The 18,551-nt window shown below is 70.7% G+C and carries 24 protein-coding genes; all 24 read right to left on the reverse strand.

Going from position 1 to position 18,551, the window contains the following annotated elements:
* Positions 1–36 precede the first annotated feature (36 nt).
* A complete protein-coding gene (locus ACWA14_RS08330; RefSeq protein WP_463792364.1) occupies positions 37–1,140 on the reverse strand; it encodes an EscU/YscU/HrcU family type III secretion system export apparatus switch protein in 1,104 nt (367 codons plus the stop codon).
* Positions 1,137–1,898 carry a flagellar biosynthetic protein FliR gene (locus tag ACWA14_RS08335; RefSeq protein WP_463792365.1) on the reverse strand — a complete coding sequence of 254 codons (762 nt, stop codon included), beginning with the start codon at positions 1,896–1,898 and terminating at the stop codon, positions 1,137–1,139. The genes ACWA14_RS08330 and ACWA14_RS08335 overlap by 4 nt, the downstream gene beginning before the upstream one ends.
* Entirely contained in the window at positions 1,895–2,173 is a 279-nt protein-coding gene (fliQ, locus tag ACWA14_RS08340; RefSeq protein ID WP_463792367.1) for a flagellar biosynthesis protein FliQ, read from the reverse strand. The genes ACWA14_RS08335 and fliQ overlap by 4 nt, the downstream gene beginning before the upstream one ends.
* On the reverse strand, positions 2,170–3,000 hold the full coding sequence (gene fliP / locus ACWA14_RS08345) for a flagellar type III secretion system pore protein FliP (protein ID WP_463797401.1): 831 nt from the start codon (positions 2,998–3,000) through the stop codon (positions 2,170–2,172). The genes fliQ and fliP overlap by 4 nt, the downstream gene beginning before the upstream one ends.
* 131 nt (positions 3,001–3,131) lie before the next feature.
* On the reverse strand, positions 3,132–3,566 hold the full coding sequence (locus tag ACWA14_RS08350; RefSeq protein ID WP_463792368.1) for a flagellar biosynthetic protein FliO: 435 nt from the start codon (positions 3,564–3,566) through the stop codon (positions 3,132–3,134).
* A gap of 2 nt (positions 3,567–3,568) precedes the next feature.
* Complete coding sequence (locus ACWA14_RS08355; protein WP_463792370.1) at positions 3,569–4,228, reverse strand: FliM/FliN family flagellar motor switch protein; 660 nt, start codon at positions 4,226–4,228, stop codon at positions 3,569–3,571.
* Complete coding sequence (locus ACWA14_RS08360; RefSeq protein WP_463792372.1) at positions 4,225–5,115, reverse strand: flagellar motor switch protein FliM; 891 nt, start codon at positions 5,113–5,115, stop codon at positions 4,225–4,227. The genes ACWA14_RS08355 and ACWA14_RS08360 overlap by 4 nt, the downstream gene beginning before the upstream one ends.
* 33 nt (positions 5,116–5,148) lie before the next feature.
* Positions 5,149–5,964 (reverse strand): OmpA/MotB family protein, encoded by an 816-nt coding sequence (locus ACWA14_RS08365; RefSeq protein ID WP_463792374.1) that lies wholly within the window; start codon positions 5,962–5,964, stop codon positions 5,149–5,151.
* Positions 5,961–6,770 (reverse strand): motility protein A, encoded by an 810-nt coding sequence (locus tag ACWA14_RS08370; RefSeq protein WP_463792376.1) that lies wholly within the window; start codon positions 6,768–6,770, stop codon positions 5,961–5,963. The genes ACWA14_RS08365 and ACWA14_RS08370 overlap by 4 nt, the downstream gene beginning before the upstream one ends.
* A 1-nt stretch (position 6,771) precedes the next feature.
* Complete coding sequence (locus ACWA14_RS08375) at positions 6,772–6,987, reverse strand: flagellar FlbD family protein (RefSeq protein WP_463792378.1); 216 nt, start codon at positions 6,985–6,987, stop codon at positions 6,772–6,774.
* Between the two features lie 123 nt (positions 6,988–7,110).
* Positions 7,111–8,277, reverse strand: a complete 1,167-nt coding sequence (locus ACWA14_RS08380) for a flagellar hook protein FlgE (RefSeq protein WP_463792380.1) — start codon at positions 8,275–8,277, stop codon at positions 7,111–7,113.
* Between the two features lie 27 nt (positions 8,278–8,304).
* Positions 8,305–8,754: a flagellar hook capping FlgD N-terminal domain-containing protein gene (locus tag ACWA14_RS08385; RefSeq protein ID WP_463792382.1), complete on the reverse strand. Its 450-nt coding sequence runs from the start codon at positions 8,752–8,754 to the stop codon at positions 8,305–8,307.
* Positions 8,755–8,766: 12 nt separating this feature from the next.
* On the reverse strand, positions 8,767–10,098 hold the full coding sequence (locus tag ACWA14_RS08390) for a flagellar hook-length control protein FliK (protein ID WP_463792384.1): 1,332 nt from the start codon (positions 10,096–10,098) through the stop codon (positions 8,767–8,769).
* Positions 10,095–10,517, reverse strand: a complete 423-nt coding sequence (locus ACWA14_RS08395; RefSeq protein ID WP_463792386.1) for a hypothetical protein — start codon at positions 10,515–10,517, stop codon at positions 10,095–10,097. Before ACWA14_RS08395 ends, ACWA14_RS08390 begins: the two co-directional genes overlap by 4 nt.
* A complete protein-coding gene (locus ACWA14_RS08400; protein ID WP_463792387.1) occupies positions 10,514–11,833 on the reverse strand; it encodes a FliI/YscN family ATPase in 1,320 nt (439 codons plus the stop codon). Before ACWA14_RS08400 ends, ACWA14_RS08395 begins: the two co-directional genes overlap by 4 nt.
* Positions 11,834–11,838: 5 nt before the next feature.
* Positions 11,839–12,483 carry a FliH/SctL family protein gene (locus ACWA14_RS08405; RefSeq protein WP_463792389.1) on the reverse strand — a complete coding sequence of 215 codons (645 nt, stop codon included), beginning with the start codon at positions 12,481–12,483 and terminating at the stop codon, positions 11,839–11,841.
* On the reverse strand, positions 12,483–13,562 hold the full coding sequence (locus ACWA14_RS08410) for a flagellar motor switch protein FliG (RefSeq protein ID WP_463792390.1): 1,080 nt from the start codon (positions 13,560–13,562) through the stop codon (positions 12,483–12,485). Before ACWA14_RS08410 ends, ACWA14_RS08405 begins: the two co-directional genes overlap by 1 nt.
* Positions 13,559–15,190, reverse strand: a complete 1,632-nt coding sequence (gene fliF, locus ACWA14_RS08415) for a flagellar basal-body MS-ring/collar protein FliF (RefSeq protein WP_463792392.1) — start codon at positions 15,188–15,190, stop codon at positions 13,559–13,561. The genes ACWA14_RS08410 and fliF overlap by 4 nt, the downstream gene beginning before the upstream one ends.
* Before the next feature lie 11 nt (positions 15,191–15,201).
* Positions 15,202–15,522, reverse strand: coding sequence for a flagellar hook-basal body complex protein FliE (gene fliE, locus ACWA14_RS08420; protein ID WP_463792394.1), 321 nt, complete (start codon positions 15,520–15,522; stop codon positions 15,202–15,204).
* Complete coding sequence (gene flgC, locus ACWA14_RS08425) at positions 15,519–15,914, reverse strand: flagellar basal body rod protein FlgC (RefSeq protein WP_463792396.1); 396 nt, start codon at positions 15,912–15,914, stop codon at positions 15,519–15,521. The genes fliE and flgC overlap by 4 nt, the downstream gene beginning before the upstream one ends.
* Positions 15,911–16,258: a flagellar basal body rod protein FlgB gene (gene flgB, locus ACWA14_RS08430; RefSeq protein WP_463792397.1), complete on the reverse strand. Its 348-nt coding sequence runs from the start codon at positions 16,256–16,258 to the stop codon at positions 15,911–15,913. The genes flgC and flgB overlap by 4 nt, the downstream gene beginning before the upstream one ends.
* A gap of 124 nt (positions 16,259–16,382) precedes the next feature.
* Complete coding sequence (locus tag ACWA14_RS08435) at positions 16,383–16,661, reverse strand: hypothetical protein (RefSeq protein WP_463792399.1); 279 nt, start codon at positions 16,659–16,661, stop codon at positions 16,383–16,385.
* A gap of 5 nt (positions 16,662–16,666) precedes the next feature.
* Positions 16,667–17,080, reverse strand: a complete 414-nt coding sequence (gene fliS, locus ACWA14_RS08440) for a flagellar export chaperone FliS (protein WP_463792401.1) — start codon at positions 17,078–17,080, stop codon at positions 16,667–16,669.
* 37 nt (positions 17,081–17,117) lie between these two features.
* Positions 17,118–18,485 (reverse strand): flagellar filament capping protein FliD, encoded by a 1,368-nt coding sequence (fliD, locus tag ACWA14_RS08445; RefSeq protein WP_463792403.1) that lies wholly within the window; start codon positions 18,483–18,485, stop codon positions 17,118–17,120.
* Positions 18,486–18,551 lie beyond the last annotated feature (66 nt).

Below are 18,551 nucleotides of genomic sequence, written 5' to 3' on the forward strand. Positions count from 1 at the left end.
TTCCACCTTGTCGTTTCTGTTCGGGGAGACATCGGCTCAGAGGCCGCGTTCTCGAGTGTTCGCGAACGGCATCGTGTGGGTGCCGCGGGCGGATCCGCGCCGCTTCAGATGCTCGATGAAGGCGAGCACCTGGGCGACCGCGGTGTAGAGCTCCTCCGGGATCTCCCGGCCGATCTCGCAGGCGCCGTGAAGGGCGCGCGCGAGCGGGATGTCGCGCACCATCGGCACGCCCGCGGCATCGGCCCGCTCCCGGATCTTCAGGGCGACGATCCCGGCACCCTTGGCGACGACGCGCGGGGCGGACTTGCCGGGCTCGTACCGCAGCGCCACCGCGACATGCGTGGGGTTCACGAGCACCACATCGCTGTCCGCGACCGCGGCGATCATGCGGTTGCGGCTCAGGGCGAGCTGGCGTGAGCGCCGCTGCGAGCGGACCAGCGGATCGCCCTCGCTCTTCTTGTGCTCGTCCTTGGCTTCCTTCTTCGTGAGATGCGTGTGCTTGCGGTTGCGGCGCATCACGACGGCCACATCGATCGCGGCGAGCAGGATGCCGACGACCACCGCCACCTGCAGCAGGGCCATCGCTCCCCCGGCGGCCTGTTCCAGCAGCCACGTGATGTTGTGGCTGCCGCTCGCCATCAGCACCGGCACGAGTCCCGAGACCACGATCCAGAGCGACAGGCCGATCGCGACCGTCTTCAGCAGTGCCTTGGCGCCCTCCCACAGTGCCTGGCGGCCGAACACGCGCTTCAGGCCCGCGATGACGTTCAGCTGCTCCGTGCGCATGGTCACACCCCGCAGGTGGATCCCGCCCTGAGCGACCGCGGTGGCCGTGGTCGCGAGCAGCACGACGACCAGCATCGGCACGAGGATGCCGCCCATCGACCCCAGCGCCACGCCGAGCACCTCGACCGCTGCGCCCTCGGTCGGATCGGCCGCCACCGGGGCCACGCGCAGGAAGAGCTCGGTCAGCACCTGGGTGCCCGAGGCGATGGCCGGCAGCGCCATGATCGCCGCGGCCGCGATGCAGACCCAGGCGGTGAAGTCCTGACTTCGTCCGATCTGCCCCTTGCGGCGGGCCTCCTTCAGGCGGCGGTCGGTGGTCTTCTCGGTCCGTTCCCCCGTGTCGGTCTCGCTCATCCGGTCACCCCCAGGAGCAGCCGGGCCGCGTCATCGGCGATCGCGGCGACCACACCGGGCAGGGCCGCGTAGACGAAGCCGACCAGCAGGAGGGTCAGGCCGATCTTGATCGGGAAGCCCATCGCGAAGGCGTTCAGCGCCGGGGCGACCCGGGTCACGAGGCCCAGACCGACGTCGGCGAGGAACAGCACGATCAGCAGTGGACCGGCGATCTGCACGGCGCTGAGCATCATCTGCGCGGTGGCTCCGACCAGGGCCTCGGCCGGTCGGGCGAGATCGATCATCCCGCTCACGGGGATCGCGTCGAACGACCGGAACAGTCCGCCGAGCACGAGCTGGTAGCCGTCCGAGGCGAACAGCAGCACGATCGCCGTCATCTGGAACAGGCGCGTGAACTGAGCCCCGTTCACGGCCATCCCGGGATCGAACGCCTGCGCCAGCTGGAATCCTCCGAACGTGTCGATCAGGTGGCCCGACCCCTGGATCGCGCTGAACAGCACCATCACCAGGAAGCCCAGCAGTGCACCGGTGAGCGCCTGTCCGGCGAGAGCGAGCAGGAACGCGCCCGTGTCGAGACGTTCGTACCCGGCGGTGACCACGGGCGACACGGCGAGGGCGAGCCCGACGCCCAGCATCGCCCGGATGCGCATGGGCACGGTGCCGTGACTGAACGGCGGCGCGATGACGAGGAACGCCGTGATGCGCACGCACGCCAGAGCGGTCGCCTCGAGCCAGGTGAAGTCGATCGGGATGTTCATCCGCCGCCGTTCAGCAGCGACGGTATCCGGGCGAAGAGCTCGTCGGTGAAGGCGATCATCTCGGCGATCATCCAGTGCCCGCTCACCAGGAGGGCGATGCCGACGGCGACGAGCTTCGGCACGAACGAGATCGTCATCTCCTGCACCTGGGTGATGGACTGCAGCAGCGAGATCGCGAACCCGACGACGAGTGCCGTGATCAGCAGCGGAGCGCACAGCTTCGCCGCGAGGATCAGGGCGGCCTGGCCGATGTCGATGACGGCTTCGGGGTTCATCCCCCACCTCCGTTGTAGGACTGCACCAGGGCGGTGATGACCATCCCCCACCCGTCGATCAGGAGGAAGAGGAGGATCTTGAACGGCAGCGAGATCATCACCGGCGGCAGCATCATCATGCCCATCGACATCAGGGCGCTGGCGACGACGAGGTCGATCACGAGGAATGGCACGAAGATGATGAAGCCGATGAGGAAGGCGGCCCGCAGCTCGCTCAGCATGAACGCCGGAACGAGGGTCTGCAGCGGGAGGGCGGACGGGTCGCTCGGATTCTCCATCTGCGCCGCGCGGTGCATCAGGGCGATGTCCTCCTCGCGCGTGTACATGAGCATCCACTGCCGCAGCGGTTCCTGCGCCAGCTCGAACGCGCGGCCGAACTCGATCTGCCCATCCGTGAACGGGGCGACGGCGACCGCGTTGATGTCGGTGAGCACGGGCCACATGATGAACAGCGTCAGGAACAGGCTGAGCCCCGCGAGCACCTGATTCGGCGGGATCGACGGCAGCGAGAGGGCGTTGCGGGTCAGAGCGAGCACGACGAAGATCTTGGTGAAGCTCGACATCATCAGCAGCAGGGCCGGCGCGACGCTCAGCACCGTGATGCCGAGCAGTGTCATGATGCTGTCGGACGGCGTGCCGTTGATGCCGTTGATCGTCACGCCCTCGCTGTCGGACGTCTCGCTCGGCAGAACGGATGCCGCGGCATGCGCGCCGGTCGCGCTCGCCCACACGATCAGAGCCGCGACGCCCAGGCCGACCGCGATCAGGATCCCGAGACGTCGTCGCGTTCGCCGGGCGCTCGCCGACGGCGCAGCGGTGAGGGCGATTGCGGGCACGGCGGCACTCCGAAGATGGGTGACATGGCCGATCCGTAGCCAGAGGGTCGAGCGATCCGTGCTCGCAGGGGACTATCGCGACGTCGAGGCGGTCCGGTAACCGCCGCCGGGGTCCCCGGCGCTCAGGCGACCGACTTCAGCGGACGCTCGTCCTCCTCGGGGTGGTCCGCCCCGAGGAGGGGCTCCGCACCGGTGTCCGCCTCATCGACCTCTGCGGCGGGTGCCTCCTGCGTGTCGACGACGTTGATCCCGTGCTCCGTGACACCCAACACGTAGCGGATGCCACCGAACTCGGCCACGACGAGCTGTGCCCGCGCGCCGATCCCCGAGCGGGCGACGACCGTGATCTTCTCCTGGCGGACGCGGGGCGCACTGCCGCGCGCGGGGCGGGCGGGGCGGCTGCGCGCGAGGCGTCCGAGCTTGGCGGGCAGGAGGCCGGCCAGCGGACTGCTGCCCGTCGCGCCCGCCTTCTGCAACCGACGGCTGAGGAACACCAGCAGGCCGAGCACCGCCGCCAGGGCGACGATCATGCGCAGCGCGACGAGCAGATCATCCATGCTCAGTCGCTCTCTGCGCCGTCGAGGATGCGCTCGACGCGGATCGCGAAGTCCCCGTCCGCCACGACGACCGTGCCGTGCCCGATCAGGCGTCCGTTGAGCTTGATGTCCGCCGGAGAACCCGCGGCGCGATCGAGCTCGACCACGTGGCCGGGTTCGAGGGAGAGCACGTCGCGCACCGGCATCCGGGTGCGGCCGATCTCGACGACCAGCTCCATCTCGACGCCGGCGATGCGGCGAAGTCGCTGCGGGCCGCCGGAGGCCGTGCCCGCACGGTCGCCGTCGATGCGCACGGATGCGCGGGCGGCGATGGTCCCGTCGGCATCCACCAGGTCGAACACCTGCGTTCCCGGTGCCGTGAACAGCTCGGCGGCGCTCACCTGCTCCCCGTCCCCGAGCGCTCCGGTGCCGAGCACGGCGGCCGCGGCCTCGAAGACCGGGTGCAGGCGGTCGGCGAGCTCGGCCGCCGCGGATCCGTCCTCGAGGTGCGCCGGGTTCGCGATCTGGATCGCCAGGCGGGCGCCGGGGGTGCCTGTGAAGGTCACGGCCACCGCGTCTCCGGTGGCACCGGGGTCGGTGGACGGGGTCGGGATGACGGGGTAGCCGAACGGCAGCTTGCCGGCGATCGCCGCCGCGACGGCGGTCTCGTGGAAGGTGCTCATGAGTGGGTCTCCTCGTGGGTGGTCGTGATCGTGCAGGCGAGGCGTGACCCGCGGCTGCCCGGTGTGGCGCGGGCGATGGGCGTCCGCCCCGCCATGAGCTCGTAGGGGGTCGTCTCCGGGTGCGGGAGCCGCAGGAGGTCGCCGGGTGCGAGGTTCAGCACCTCGCCTGCTCCGATCGTGATCGGTGCGAGCCGCAGCGTGACCTCGAGCGGCGTGCTGTGCACCTGGTCGCGCGTGTGACCGGCGCCGCGGGCCGCCCCGGCATCCGCTCCCGATGCCGCGAGGCGGTCGACCACGGCGGAGGCGGGGAGCATGACCGAGGCGACGGTCTGCGTGTCACCCAGACGCAGGGTGTAGCGCGCCACGATGACGGCGGACGAGGCAGCGATGACCTGCAGGTACTGAGGGTTGTAGTGCACGCCCCCGAACAGCGGCTCTCCGGGCAGCAGGGAACCCATGCTCGCGGAGAGGTGCTCGAAGGTGCCGTCCATGATGTTGCGGATCAGCGCGAGCTCGATGGGCGTGAAGGTACGCGCCTCGGGAAGCGACGTGCTCCGGCCGCCCATCATCTGCACGACCCACAGCAGCGCGCTGTCGAGTCCGAACTGGACGACGCAGGGCTCGTCCCGCTCGGCGAACGAACCGGCGACCATCGCGGTGGTGCTCGGCAGCGTCTGGGCGTACTCCTCGTAAGAGACCAGTTCGACCGTGTCGAGGGACAGATGGGTCCTGACGCGGATCTTCGCCGTCAGCTGCGATGACCAGAGCCGCGCGAACGACTCGAACGACGCCTCGAGCCGACGGATGCTGTCGCGTCCCAGCTGCGCCGGACGGCTGAAGTCGTACGCAGGATAGCGGCCGGTCGGATCATCGATCACGGTGGTCATGGAGGACTCCTCGGAGATGGTGGACACGATGCCTCAGCTCTCGCCCGCGGCATCGGCGAGGGCAGGCAGCAGCGCGCGCACCTGGTCCTCCTCGGTGGACTCGACGACGATGTCGACCCGGCGGTTGCTGGCGAGAGCCTCGGGACTGTCGCCCTGCAGGAGCGGACGCGTGTCGGAGAACGCGGTGGCCTTGACGCGGGCGCCCTCGATGGTCTCGCGCTCGACGAGGAACCGGGCGACCTGCGTCGCGCGTCCTCCCGAGAGCTCCCAATTCGTCGGGTAGGGGTCGGCGGCGAGCCGGCGGTCCGCGTGCCCCTCCACGCTGACCTGGTTGTCGACGGTGGCGAGCACGTCGCCGATCGCATCGAGGACGACGTCGGCCTTCGCGGAGAGGTCGGTGCTGTTGTCGCCGAAGAACGTCTCGGCGCCGACCAGCCCGACCTTGAGTCCGCGGTCGTCGATCGCGAAGTCGACCGTGCCCTGCAGCCCCTGCGCGGCGAGCGAGGCCCGGATGCGCTCGCGGAGTCCTTCCAGCGACTCGAACTCGGCGATCGCGCGCGCGGTGAGATCGGCCTCGCCGTTCTCGTCCTCCATCTCGGGCGGGATCACGAGCCCCTCGGAGATGTCGGCACCGCCGGTGGTCGTCTCCTCCTGCCCGAAGCCCGTGGCGAGGCTGTTGGCGAGCAGCTCGAACTTGGTCTTGTCGACGTTGGACACGGCGAACAGCACGATGAACAGACACATCAGCACGGTGACCATGTCGGCGTAGGAGACGGCCCAGCGCTCATCGGGTTCGTCGTGCGCGTCGTCCTCGTGCCCGCGCCCGCCGGCGCGACGAGCCGTGCTCACCGGGGCTCCTCCGCGCCCTTCGGCGCCGCGTTCTTCGCCTCGTCGCTCTTGCGGCGCTTCGGTTTCACGGTCGAGAGGGCCTCCAGCCGCTCCTGCAGCAGGTGCGGTGCGCTGCCGGCCTGGATCGCGAGCATCCCCTCGCTCACCAGCGTCATGCGCTCCAGCTCGACCGCGCCGATGCGGCCCAGACGGCCCGCGATCGGGTTCCAGATGAAGTTGGCCGACAGCAGACCCCACAGGGTGGCCACGAAGGCGGCGGCGATCATGGGGCCGAGGTGATCGGGCTCGTCGAGCTTCTCGAGCACATGGGTCAGCGACACCACGGTGCCCACGATGCCGATCGTGGGCGCGTAGCCCCCGAGCGAGGAGAAGAACTTCGCCGCGACGCGGTTTCGCGAGGAGGTCGCCGCGATCTCGTCGTCCATCGTCATGCGCAGGTCGTCGGCGTCGGTGCCGTCGGCGAGAGCCTGCAGCGCCTGTCGGGTGAAGTCGTCCGGAGCACCGTCGAGTTCCTGCTCCAGCGCGAGGAGCCCTTCGCCGCGGGCCTTCTCGGCGTAGCCGACGAGGAACGGGATGACGGTCTCCGGTGTCGAACGAGGGCCTCGGACCATGCGACCGAGGCTCGCGATCGCCAGCTTCGTGTCGCGCAGGGTGTGGCTGGCGATGCCCACGCCGATCGTGGATCCCAGCACGAGGATGATCGGGGCCGGGATGAGCAGCGCCTCGAAGCTCGCGCCCTCCATCGTGATCATGGCGACCAGGGCACCGAACGCCAGGAAGACGCCGATCAGGAACGCGGGATCCATTTCAGTCCCCCGTCTTCCGGCCGAGGGCCTGTGCCGTGTCGAGCACCCGGGCCCGGTAGGCCACGATCAGCTCGACGATGAGGTCGAGGCTCTCCTGCACGACGTAGACGCCGCCGTCGACCATGTGCAGGGTCGTGTCGGGTGAGGCGTGCACGCGTTCGATCAGGTCAGGGTTCACCGCGAACCGGGTGCGGTCGAGGCGGGTGACGATGATCATCGGGTGGGTCTCCGGGCAGGGGAAGAGAGGCGGGGCAGCCCCGACTATCGCGACGCGGCCCGCCCCGGGTAACCAGGACGGGCCGCGTGCGACGGGCGGATCCGCGTGTGGGGTGCGACCGGGTCAGCGCTTGAGCTGGGTGAGCTCCTGCAGCACCTCGTCGCTCGTGGTGATGATGCGTGCGTTCGCCTGGAAGCCGCGCTGCGCGACGATCAGGTTCGTGAACTCCTGCGACAGGTCGACGTTGCTCATCTCGAGCGCACCGGAGACGAGACCGCCGAACCCGGGCTGGCCCGCTTCCCCGATCTGCGCGCCGCCGGAGTTGACCGAGACGCGGTAGGCCGAGCCGCCGGCCTTCTCGAGTCCTTCCGGGTTCGCGAAGGTCGCCATGGCGATCTTGCCCAGCGTCTGCGTGGCACCGTTGCTGAAGGTGCCCACGATCGAGCCGTCGCCGGTGATGCTGTAGGACTTGAGGGTCCCGGCCGCGGCACCGTTCTGCTCGGTGACCGCGACGGTCGACAGGCTCGCGTACCCCGTGACCGCCGTGAGGTCGACGGTCACGGCGCCGGCGGCCAGGCTGAGACCGCCGCCGGTCTGCACCCCGTCGGTGAAGGTCAGCGAACCGGTGGCGCCGCTGGTCGGCTCGGACACGTCCCAGCCCGTGGCCGACTTCGTGAACGTCAGGCTCAGCGTCGTCGGGGTGCCCTGGGCGTCGAACACGGTGACGTCGCGCACGAGCTCGTCGCCGACGGCCGCGGTCGAGGGCAGGTTGCCGGTGACGGTGGCCCCGGTCGTCGCCCGCGCCGGAGAGACCGCGTCGAGCGGCAGGACGATGTTCCCGATGCCCTGGCCGGTGTTCACGACGCCGTTCTGAGCCGACCAGCCCTGCACGATCGCGCCGTCGGCGGTGACCATCTTCCCGGTCGGATCGAACGAGAAGCCGCCGGCGCGCGTGTACAGCGTCTCCCCGCCGGAGCGGACCGCGAAGAACCCGTCCCCCGAGATCATCAGGTCGCCGCCACGACCGGTGGCCTGGGCCGAGCCCTGGGCGAAGTTCGTGCGGACGCCGGCGACCTGCACGCCGAGTCCGACCTGGGCGGGGTTGCGCCCGCCGACCTCGCCGTCGGGGATGCCGGGGTTGCCGATGAGCTGAGACAGCGAGTCCTGGAACACGACCGACGAGCCCTTGAAGCCCGCTGTGTTGACGTTGGCGATGTTGTTGCCCGTGACATCGAGCATGGTCTGGTGCGAGCGGAGGCCGGAGATTCCGGAGTAGAGCGAGCGGAGCATGGGGTTCTCTTTTCCTGGATGAGGGAGTCAGGCTGCGGCGGGGTCGCTCGCGGCAGGGGTGGTCTTCGAAGTGATCCCGGTGATGGCGTCGAGGGCGACCTTCTTGTCCCCGATGGTCACCTGCGGGATGGGCCCGTCGAACGACACCGTGGTCACGATGCCCGTCACGGTCTTCCCGTCGGCATCGAGGTAACTCGCCTCCTGGCCGATCAGCGCGGTCGCCGCCTGACGCATGTTCAGGGCGAATGCCTCGGTGCCGTTGTCGGCGAGGGTGGTCAGCTGCTCCATCATCGCGAGCTGCGTGGTCTGGGAGATCATCTCGTTGGTGTCCATCGGGCTCGAGGGATCCTGATGCGTCAGCTGGGTGACCAGGAGCTTCAGGAACACCTCCCCGTCCAGCACCTGCTTGCGCGCTGCGGGGTCGGCGGTGCCGCCGGTGTGGATCGAACTCGGTGCGCTCACGGCATCGACGGTCATGCGGTGGTCCTCTCAGGCGAAGATGTCGAGACCCCCGCCGGACACGGCGAGGGTGGTGGTCGGGACGAAGGGGAGGATGCCGCGGCCGGTGCCGTCATCGCCGCGCAGCCGGGCGGCGCCGGAACCGTGCCCGGGCGTGCGCTCGCCGGATGACTGTCCGTTCGTCGCTCCGCCGCCCCCGGGGTGGGAACCGCGATCGAGACCTCCGGCGTCGGTCGGACCGCCGCTGGCGCCGGCGCCGGCGGTGCTGCCTGTCGCGAGGGACAGGCTCGCGTGCGGCATGATCGCGGCGAGATCACGCCGCAGATCGGAGACGAGCGACCGCAGCGCGTCGCGGCCGGCCTCGGATGCGCCGATCAGTTCGACCCGGACCTCGCCTGCCGAGCCGATATGCGCGCGGACGGTGACCGGACCGAGGGTGTCGGGGGTCACGGTCATGGTGAGCTGATGGCTGCCGACGGGTCGCTGGACGATGCTCAGGACCGCGGGCACGACCTGCGCGGCGACGGTGCGCGGCGTCGGTGCGGCCGTGGGATCGGCGGGCGTGAGGACAGGTGCGCTCGGAGGCGCGACCGCCGCCGCGGGCACGGTCACCGGCGACGGCGGCGTCGCGGACTGATCCGGACGTGCCCCGAGATCCTTCGGTGCGGCGGCGACGACGGAAACGGGCGGGGGCGTGCGGGACTCGGAGGCGACCGGAGACGGGTGCGACGACGTCGCTGCGGCCTCCGGATGGGCGACGGACACCTCTCTCGACGGCCCCGCCGCACGAGTGGTCGCCGGCGCCGTCTCCGCCGGCCCGCCCGCCCGCACCCTCGGCGCCGCCGCCGGCTCGACAGAGCGGAGCACATCCGCCGACGTCTGCGACTGAGCCGACGCGGCACCTGCGGCCACGGCCGGCGCGACGACCTGGGTCGAAGAGCCCGGCGCGGTCGAGGAGCCCGGCGCGGTCGCCGCCGAGTCGATCGAGGGCACCACGGGCGCGGCCATCGGGGCTGCGGTCTCCCCCGATGGCGGTGCGGCAGCCGTGACGGTCCGTCCCTCGACCGCCGTGTCGATCAGGCACGCGGCATCCGGATCCTCCGCGGACACAGCGACGTGCCCCGGTGCCGTCACCGCCGCGTCTGCGGGGAGGGCACTCTCGGACTCGTGATCAGCGACGGCATCCCCCGCGGCGGCCTCGGCATCCGCTTCGAGCTTCCGCCCGGCCGACGCGAGAGCGGCACCGAACGACGACGAACCCCTCCCCGGCACACTTCCGAGTCCGCTGCCGTCCGACGCGCCGCCGACGAGCGCCCCGAGCCCGGCTGCGAGCCCGGCAGCAGCCGGGGAGACGGCGCTCATGCCGTCCGCTCCGCACGGATGCTGCGCACGACGGCGATCTCGTCGAGCGCCACCTGCTCGGCGTGCTGCTCCGCTCGCGTGCTGTCGACGCGGTGCGCGCCCTCCAGCCGTTCGAGCCCCTTGAGCTCGCGCCGCGCCTCGACGTGCGATGCCTTGGCCTCGGTCTCTTCCGCCCGACGCATCGCGGCGAGCGTCTGCAGATCGCCGAGCGCGCTGCGACCCGCGGCGCGGGCGGCCGCCATCGCCAGCAGCGTCGCGGCGTCTCCGACCTGCGCGCTGATCTCCGACAGACTCGCGACGGCGCCCTGCTCGGCCGCCTCCGCCTGCAGTCGGGCGGCGGTGGTGCGGGAGAGCTGCTCGGCGGCGACTCGCTCCTGTGCGTCGCGGACGCGCAGGAGTCCGGCCAGGGGGAACGTCATGGGAGGAGTCCTCCGAACTCGGTGGTGAGAGCGGACAGGCGCCGCCAGGATTCCTCGGCGCTCGTGAGATCGTCCATGCCCTGGGTGAGGAAGCCGGAGATCGAGGCCTCATGAGCGATCGCGGCGTCCACCAGGGGGTTGGCGCCGGGGCGATACGCGCCGATGTCGATCAGATCGTTCGCGCTGCGCCGGGCGGCCAGCACGCTGCGCAGCGTCACGGCGTCGGCACGCTGCTCGGCGGTGGTGATCTTCGACACGACGCGGGAGATCGATCCCAGCACGTCCACGGCCGGGAAGTGTCCGCGCACGGCCAGAGCACGATCCAGGACCACGTGCCCGTCGAGGATGCCCCGAGCGGCGTCCGCGATGGGCTCGTTGTGGTCGTCGCCATCGACGAGCACCGTGTAGAGACCGGTGATCGATCCGACCGGCCCCGTGCCGGCGCGCTCCAGCAGCCGGGCGAGCACGGAGAACGTCGACGGCGGATATCCGCGGGTCGCGGGCGGCTCGCCGGCGCTCAGACCGATCTCGCGCTGCGCCATCGCGACCCGGGTGAGGGAGTCCATCATCAGCAGGACGTTCGCACCGTCCTCCCGGAACCGCTCGGCGATGCGGGTGGCGACGAACGCGGATCGCATCCTCACCATCGCCGGCTGATCCGAGGTCGCCACCACGACGACCGAGCGGGCGAGTCCTTCGGGGCCGAGGTCGTCCTCGATGAATTCGCGCACCTCACGGCCGCGCTCCCCCACCAGGGCGATGACGGTGACATCGGCCGTGGAGCCGCGGGCGATCATGGACAGGAGCGAGGACTTCCCCACCCCCGAGCCCGCGAAGAGACCGAGGCGCTGACCGATGCCCACCGGGGTCATGGTGTCGAGCACGCGAACGCCGAGGCCCAACGGGGTGTCGATGCGCTGCCGGTGCAGGACGCTCGGCGCGTCGTGATCGAGCGACACGAAGTCCACCTCGCGGTCCAACGGCCCCTTGCCGTCGATCGGGCGGCCGAGCCCGTCGAGGACGCGTCCGAGCAGGGAGTGCCCCGTGGGCACCTGCAGCCGCTCGCCCGCGTGCAGCACCTTCGCCCGGGCCGTGATCCCGTCGAGCGGACCGAGCGGCATGCATCGGGCCGAGGCGCCGTCGACCGCGACGACCTCCGCGTCGACCGGACGCCCGTCCGCCATCTCGATCCGCACGCGATCACCGACCGCGGCGTCGATGCCGACCACCTCGGCGCCCAGGCCGAGCACGGACTTCACGGTGCCGGAGCGCTCCGGACGCGCGGCATCCAGCGCGCGGCGCCAGGACGCCGTCATGACGCTCATACGCGCCCTCCGGAATGCTGCTCGTCGTCGCCCGCGAGCGCGGCGCCCGCACGGGCGAGTGCCTGCAGGATGCGGGTGTCGACGGCACCCTCCGCCACCTCGACGATCGCTCCGCCCGGGGTGACGGATGCGGCTTCCCGGAGCTCGATGCCGTCCAGGATCGCCGCGGCGTCGGCGTCTTCCCGCAACACCGCCGCGTCCTGCGGACTGAACACGACACGCGTCCACCGTTCGACGGGCATCGCGGCGAGCGTGCGGCGCAGCGCGTGCGCGGCCGAGCGCGCGGAGTCCGACAGCTCGGCCCCCAGGATCGCGGTCGCCAGCTGCACCGCGAGCTCTTCGATCCGCTCCGCGGCGAGCGTGCTGACCTGGGCGGTGCGCTGGTCGAGCGCGTCCGCCGAGGCGCGCACGGCCGCCAGCACCGAGCAGCGCACTCGGAGATCGTTCTCGCGCTCCTGTTCCCGCCGAGCCGCATCGAGGACCTGCTGCCCCCGGCCCTCGTCGAGCGCGACGCGCCGACCTTCCGCGAAGCCCTCCGCATACCCGCGAGTGCGCGCCCGATCCGCCTCGCCGCGCGGGTCGGTCGGGGTCTCGCCCACGCGCGGCACGACGAGGGGCTGGAAGGCGGTGTCGGAGCGCATCATTCGATGAGTTCGTCCTCGTCTTCACGGGAGATCGTGATCTCCTCCGCGGCCTCCAGCTCGCGGATGATGCGCACGACCTCGGCGCGGGCCTCGTCGACCTGGCGCACGCGGACCGACCCGAGCACGCGAGCCTCTTCGGCCAGGTTCTCGCGGTTGCGCTCGGTCATGTTGCCGGTGACCTTGGCCGTGATCTGCTCGTCGGCGCCCTTGAGGGCGAGCGCCAGCATCCGCAGATCCACACCACGCAGCACGCGCTGCGCGTCGCGGTCCTCGAGGCGGGTGAAGTCGGCGAAGGTGACCATCCGACTGCGGATGTCCTCCGCCAGCGCGAAGTCCCGGCCTTCCAGGCTGGCCAGCAGCGCCTTCTCGAGGGCGGTGTCGGACCGGCTGATGATCTCGACCAGGGGCTGCACGCCGCCGATGGACTCGTGGTTGTCCCGCATCGCGAACACACCGGTGCGGGAGCGCAGCGAGTCGGCGACGATCGAGATCGCCTCCTGGGTCGCCGTTCCCATGGTCGCGATCGCCTGGGCGACATCGGTGCGCAGCGGGTCCTGCAGCGCCGTGAGCACGGCGGCTGCGCGTTCCGCCCGGAGGTTCGCCAACACGACCGCGACGGTCGTCGGCAGCTCCCCCTCGAGGATCGTGGCGAGCTGCGCCGGGTCGGCGGCGTTGAGGAAGTCGAACGAGACGGCACCCTGCGACATCACCCGACCGACCATGCCGACGGCCTTCTCGCGGCCGAACGCGGTCTCGAGCAGGCCGGTCGCGAGCTCCTGACCCCCACGCGAGGGCACCGAGCCTCCCGTGGCGATACGGGTGAAGGCCCCGAGTGCCGTCGCCGTGGCGGCCAGGTCGACCCCGCCGAGTTGCGTGAGCTCGGCCGCCAGCAGCTCGGACCGGTCCTCGCCCAGGTGACGGAGCACGTCGGCGCTGGCCTCCCGGTCCATGTTCAGCAGGACGATCGCGGCCTGGCGCAATCCGGTCATCTCGACGACCGCGACGGTCGATCCGGCCGCGGAGACCTCATCTCCCGGATCCGCCTCGGTGGCGGGGAGCTCGATCTGCACGCTCATACCGTGGCCTCATCCATCAGACGAGCCAGCGCGGTGGCGGTGGTGGCGGGTTCGCGCCTGGCGATGTCGTCGATCTCGCGACGGCGGCGGTCGACGAGCACCTGATCGCGCTCCGGCTCCTCCTCGATGTCGAGGATCGCGGTGGGCGAGACCTGCGGCAGCAGCGGGACGGTGATCGCCTCGCGGTCCTGCAGCCCCTTGAGCGACTTGAGCTTCTGCTCCTCGTTCTCGCTGAGGGTGGACAGGTACTCGATCGGCCCGTCCTCGGTGTAGAGGATGCGCCGCTTCATGCGCTGACGGATCGACAGGAAGACCACGAGGATGATGACGGCGAGGAGGATCGACCCGCCGATGATCACGGATCGCAGCAGCTCCTGCTGGAATTGCGCTGCGCGCTCCGCCTCGGCCGCCTCGAGCGCGGTCTGCGCAGCGGTCGCGCCGGACGCCGCGAACTCGACGAACTCCACCGCGATCGTGTCGCCGCGGTCGACGTCGATACCGGCCGCGGAGGCCACGAGCGCCTCCACCTGGTTCGCCGTGACGCCCGTCACGGCCTCCCGGTTCAGAGCGATGCTCACGGTCTGCCGCGTCACCTCTCCGGCCGGCGTGATGGTCTTCTCCGTCGACTTGTTGACGGCGTTGCTGCGCGAGGTCTCCTCGAATTCATACGCACCGTCGCCCGTCGCGCCGTTGGGCACCGCGATGTTGTCCGGACCGAGCACCCCGGTGCCCGAGCCCTGACCGCCGGTGTAGGTCTCGGTCTTCGTCTGCTCCGACGCGCTCAGATCGCCCTCGGGAGCGGTGTAGGTCTCGTCCATTCGCTCCGAGGTGGAGTTCGCGACATCGGCGGCGACCGTGACCGTGGCATTGCCCGGACCGACGATCGTCTCCAGCATCCGGCTCACGGAGGCCGCGACCCGGGCCTCGTGCTCGGTGGCCTGCTTCGACGAGTTCCCGGCGATGCCGGAGCCGACCGCCGACAGCACCGTGCCGTTCTGGTCGGTCACCGCGACGTCCTCCGGCGTCATCCCGGGCACGGCGGCGCTCGTCAGATGGATGATCGCCTCGATCTTCTCGTCGCTCAGCGTCGCACCGTTGCCCGTCTTCACGAACACGGAGGCGGTCGGGCTCTGCTGCTCCGACACGAACACGCTCTCCTCGGGTATCGCGAGCTGCACGGATGCCGTGGAGATCCCGTCCATCGCGCTGACGGTGCTCGCGAGCTCCCCCTCGATGGCGCGCTTGTAGGTGACCGACTGCTGGAACTCGCTCGCCGTCACCCCCATCTTGTCGAGCAGCGTGTATCCCTCGCTGCTGTCGCCGGGGAGCCCCGCGGATGCCGCGGCGAGGCGCTGCGGGTACACCTGGTCGTCCGGGACCAGGATGGTCGCGCCGCCCTCGGTGAGCTCGTAGCCGACACCGGCGGACTTCAGCTGCTCGACGACCGCCGAGGCGTCGCCCGCGCTGAGGCCCGTGAACAGCGGGCTCATCTGTGGCTTCATCAGCCAGGACCCGAGGGCGACGGCCCCCATCACGAGCAGCGCGGCGCCGATGATGACGATCGTCCGCTGGGCGACCGTGAAGCCGGAGACGACCGTCTTGCTGCGGTCGTAGAGGGTGGTGAGCATCTTCGGCATGGTCAGGCCTGCATCCGCATGATCTCGTTGAACGCGGAGACGCTGCGGTCACGGACGGCCACGACGAGATCGAGGGTGACACCGGCGCGGGCGGAGGCGATCATGGCCTGGTGGATGTCCTGCAGGTCGCCGGTGACGGCCTGCACGGCGAGCTCGTTCGAGGTGGACTGCAGCTGCTGCAGGTCCTGGACGGCGCCGGTGAGCGAGGTCGCGAAGGCGCCGGCCGACGCCGTGGGGCCCGCGATACCGGGGTCGGTTTCGAAGCTGAGCGGTGTCAGGGGCGCGACGCCCGCGGCCGAGGGCGCGCCGATCGGCTCGATCATCCGTTGCGTCCGATCTGCAGCGCGGCCTCGTAGGTGGTCTTCGCGCGGTCCACCACCGCGGCGTTGGCCTCGTAGCCGCGCTGCGCCAGGATCAGCATGCTCATCTGATCTCCCAGATCGACGTTGGGGTACTGCACGTACCCGTCCTCATCGGCGTAGGGGTGCTCCGGGTCGTACACGAGCTTGGCCTCGGCCTCGGACTCGACGACGCCGGCGACATAGACGCCGGGGCCGTCCGTCCCCGCGCTGACCGCGACGAACTTCTCGCGGAAGGCCTCCTGCCCTGCGGGCGTCGCGGTGTTCACGTTGGCGATGTTGTCGCTCACCGCGTCGAGCCACTTGCGGTGCACGGTGAGTCCGGTGCCGGCGATGCCGATCGCATCGAAGGTCATGCGGAAGCCTGTCCGATCGCCTTGGTGATCGAGGCCGCCTGGCCGCCGATCGCCTGGCTGGCGAACTGGAAGCGCAGCACGGTGTCGATGTTCGACAGGGTCTCGGTGTCGAGGTTGACGTTGTTGCCGTTCAGGCGGGTCGGCTCGAGGGAGCGCTCGACCGTCGCGGCCACGGTGCCCGATCCCCCGTCGACCGCGCGACGCAGCTCGTCCTCGAACTGCACGCGCTTGGCCTGATAGCCGGGGGTGTTGATGTTCGCGATGTTCTCGGCGACGGATCGCTGACGCAGCGCCAGACCGTCGAGCGCGCTGATGAGCGCGGAAGAGGTTACGGACTCGAGCACGAGGGCACTCCGGATGTCGAGGGAGAAGCCGATCCGTGGCCTGTCGTCGAGCGATCCCTGCTCGTGGCCGACTATCGCGACGCCGCGGCGATCCGTAACCGCCCGAGTTCCGCCGCGTGCTCGCTCAGCCTTCCACGTCGAGGTACGCCGGGGTTCCCTGCGCCGAGGTCGGCACCCGTCGCAGTGCCGCGAGCTCGCGCGCGACGTTCGCCCGTGAGGCCATCAGGCCGCCGATCATGAGCTGCTGACGGGAGAGCACGGCTTCGGCGCGGGCGCGCAGCTCCTCGGGCACCGGTCCGGGCGGCGGCTCGAACGGCTGCACGTCGAGCCGCTCGTCCGCGGCGTCGAGGGCCCGCTCGAACTGCTCGAGCACGGTCAGCCACGCGGCGAGATTCTCGGGCACGATCGTCAGGCCAGAGCCGACGACGGCACGGGAGCCGCGGCGGAGGTGGCCGCGGCGGCCTGATGCCAGGCGTCGCGCAGCGGGGCGATGAGCGCACGGCACTCGGCGGTCGCCGCCTGGTCGCGGGCGATGTTCGCCGAGATCAGGCGCCCGGTCAGATAGGTGTAGAGCGCGCGCAGGTCGCCCGCTCCCTCCCAGGCATCGGTGAGTGAGCCGCTGAGTTCGGCGATGATCTGCTGCGCATGGGTCAGATGGCCGCCGGCGGCCGTCCAGTCGGTCGCGTCCTGCGCGGCGGCCGCACGATCGACGTCCACGAGCAGGCGGTCGTACAGCATCGTGAGCAGGCGCTCCGGGGAGGCCGAGGTCACCTGTTGCGCGAGGTACTGCTGCTTCGCGCGCTCGAGTGAGGTGAGGAACATGATGCGGATCTCCTGCCGGGTGCGAGAGGGGGTGGGATCAGGACGAGGAGGACGAGGCCGAGAGTCCGGCCAGCTGGGAGGCGAGCCACGAGGACTGCGACTGCAGCTTCGACAGCTGCACCTCCAGCTGCGAGTAGGTGCGCTCGAGCGTGGCACGGCGCTGCTCGAGGCGCACATCCCAGCGCTCCACCTGGGTCTTGAGCGTCTTGACCTCGGATTCCTGACCGGTGATCCGCTGCGTGAGCAGACCGTCGTACTTGTCGGAGTAGGTGTCCGAGACCTGTTCCAGTCGGCCGGCGAGGCCGGCGAACACGGCCTGCGTCTTCTCGGGGTCCTCCGCCAGCGCTGCGGCGAACTTCTCCGCGTCGAACGAGAGCACGCCCTTGTCGCTGATCGAGATGCCGATGGTCGACGGCGAGGTGCCGTCGACCGGCAGCTGCACCGCGCCGGCGAGAGCGGTCCGCAGATTGCGCACCGTGCTGTCGCCCGTGAAGACGCCGAGCGTGGTCGTCTCCCCCACGGCCGCGACCGTGGCCTTGGAGCCGTTGTCGATACGGGTGAGCAGCGCCGCGATCTCCTTGACGAACGACTCGGCCTTCGTGGTCTGCGCCTTGGTGTCGAGCACGACGGACACGACGACCGGGTCGGCACTCGCGATCGAGACCGTGACGTCGATGTCCTCGCCGATCGTGAACGTGTTGCCGGCGCTGGTCAGGGTCTGCTCCGCCGCAGTGCCGGCGAACATCCGGATGCGGGCGTCGGCGCCCTGCATGAGGACGGCGGCCCCCGCCTCGCCCGAGACGTCCGCGGCGGTGCCGGCCGCGACCTCGGCCGCGGTGCCGCGGTGCAGCGTGAAGGCCCCGGCCTCGCCGGTCTCGGTGGCGGTGAGCTGAACGCGCGAGAGCGGATTGCCGTCGGCATCCTTCCCGGCGGGGACGACGGTCGCCGTGACGCCCGCCTTCGCGGCGTTGACGGCCCTGGCCAGGTCCTGCGGGCTCGAGCCGGCGGGCGTGATCGAGGTCGAGGTGCCGTCGGCGGCCACCAGGGTGAACTCCCCGCCCCAGGCGTCGGCGCCCGCGGAGGCCGTGATGACGGAGTGGGCTGCGGCCACGGCATCCACGACGATGCTCGTGGAGAAGGCGCCGGCCTTGGCTCCCGCGACGATGGAGACGCTCTCCGCCGAGGACGAGGCCGTGAAGGCCGCCAGCGACGTCGTGCCCGCGGCGGTCTTCGCCTTCGTGACGAGGTCCTGCAGCGTCTTGTTCAGCGACTGCAGGTTGGAGATGATCGTGCCGCGGTCGGTGATCTTGTTGGCGATCAGCTTCTTCGGGATCGCCGCGACGTCCATGAGCGCCGTGATGAGCTCGTCGGTCTTGAGCCCGGATACCAGTCCGTCGAGTTTCATCCTCGGATGCCTTCTGTGCGGTGCGGGTCGAGAGGGTCCTGCAGAACGGCGCCCGGGCGGAGATCA

It is taken from the genome of Microbacterium sp. TW_SC_2, from assembly GCF_055361165.1.

Excerpts from the sequence above, each read along its gene's own strand:
- ACWA14_RS08330 (WP_463792364.1), bottom strand. The coding sequence starts at position 1,140 with ATGAGCGAGACCGACACGGGGGAACGGACCGAGAAGACCACCGACCGC.
- ACWA14_RS08335 (WP_463792365.1), bottom strand. The coding sequence starts at position 1,898 with ATGAACATCCCGATCGACTTCACCTGGCTCGAGGCGACCGCTCTGGCG.
- fliQ (WP_463792367.1), bottom strand. The coding sequence starts at position 2,173 with ATGAACCCCGAAGCCGTCATCGACATCGGCCAGGCCGCCCTGATCCTC.
- ACWA14_RS08350 (WP_463792368.1), bottom strand. The coding sequence starts at position 3,566 with ATGGATGATCTGCTCGTCGCGCTGCGCATGATCGTCGCCCTGGCGGCG.
- ACWA14_RS08355 (WP_463792370.1), bottom strand. The coding sequence starts at position 4,228 with ATGAGCACCTTCCACGAGACCGCCGTCGCGGCGGCGATCGCCGGCAAG.
- ACWA14_RS08360 (WP_463792372.1), bottom strand. The coding sequence starts at position 5,115 with ATGACCACCGTGATCGATGATCCGACCGGCCGCTATCCTGCGTACGAC.
- ACWA14_RS08370 (WP_463792376.1), bottom strand. The coding sequence starts at position 6,770 with ATGGATCCCGCGTTCCTGATCGGCGTCTTCCTGGCGTTCGGTGCCCTG.
- ACWA14_RS08375 (WP_463792378.1), bottom strand. The coding sequence starts at position 6,987 with ATGATCATCGTCACCCGCCTCGACCGCACCCGGTTCGCGGTGAACCCT.
- ACWA14_RS08380 (WP_463792380.1), bottom strand. The coding sequence starts at position 8,277 with ATGCTCCGCTCGCTCTACTCCGGAATCTCCGGCCTCCGCTCGCACCAG.
- ACWA14_RS08385 (WP_463792382.1), bottom strand. The coding sequence starts at position 8,754 with ATGACCGTCGATGCCGTGAGCGCACCGAGTTCGATCCACACCGGCGGC.
- ACWA14_RS08390 (WP_463792384.1), bottom strand. The coding sequence starts at position 10,098 with ATGAGCGCCGTCTCCCCGGCTGCTGCCGGGCTCGCAGCCGGGCTCGGG.
- ACWA14_RS08395 (WP_463792386.1), bottom strand. The coding sequence starts at position 10,517 with ATGACGTTCCCCCTGGCCGGACTCCTGCGCGTCCGCGACGCACAGGAG.
- ACWA14_RS08400 (WP_463792387.1), bottom strand. The coding sequence starts at position 11,833 with ATGACGGCGTCCTGGCGCCGCGCGCTGGATGCCGCGCGTCCGGAGCGC.
- ACWA14_RS08405 (WP_463792389.1), bottom strand. The coding sequence starts at position 12,483 with ATGCGCTCCGACACCGCCTTCCAGCCCCTCGTCGTGCCGCGCGTGGGC.
- ACWA14_RS08410 (WP_463792390.1), bottom strand. The coding sequence starts at position 13,562 with ATGAGCGTGCAGATCGAGCTCCCCGCCACCGAGGCGGATCCGGGAGAT.
- fliF (WP_463792392.1), bottom strand. The coding sequence starts at position 15,190 with ATGCTCACCACCCTCTACGACCGCAGCAAGACGGTCGTCTCCGGCTTC.
- fliE (WP_463792394.1), bottom strand. The coding sequence starts at position 15,522 with ATGATCGAGCCGATCGGCGCGCCCTCGGCCGCGGGCGTCGCGCCCCTG.
- flgC (WP_463792396.1), bottom strand. The coding sequence starts at position 15,914 with ATGACCTTCGATGCGATCGGCATCGCCGGCACCGGACTCACCGTGCAC.
- fliS (WP_463792401.1), bottom strand. The coding sequence starts at position 17,080 with ATGTTCCTCACCTCACTCGAGCGCGCGAAGCAGCAGTACCTCGCGCAA.
- fliD (WP_463792403.1), bottom strand. The coding sequence starts at position 18,485 with ATGAAACTCGACGGACTGGTATCCGGGCTCAAGACCGACGAGCTCATC.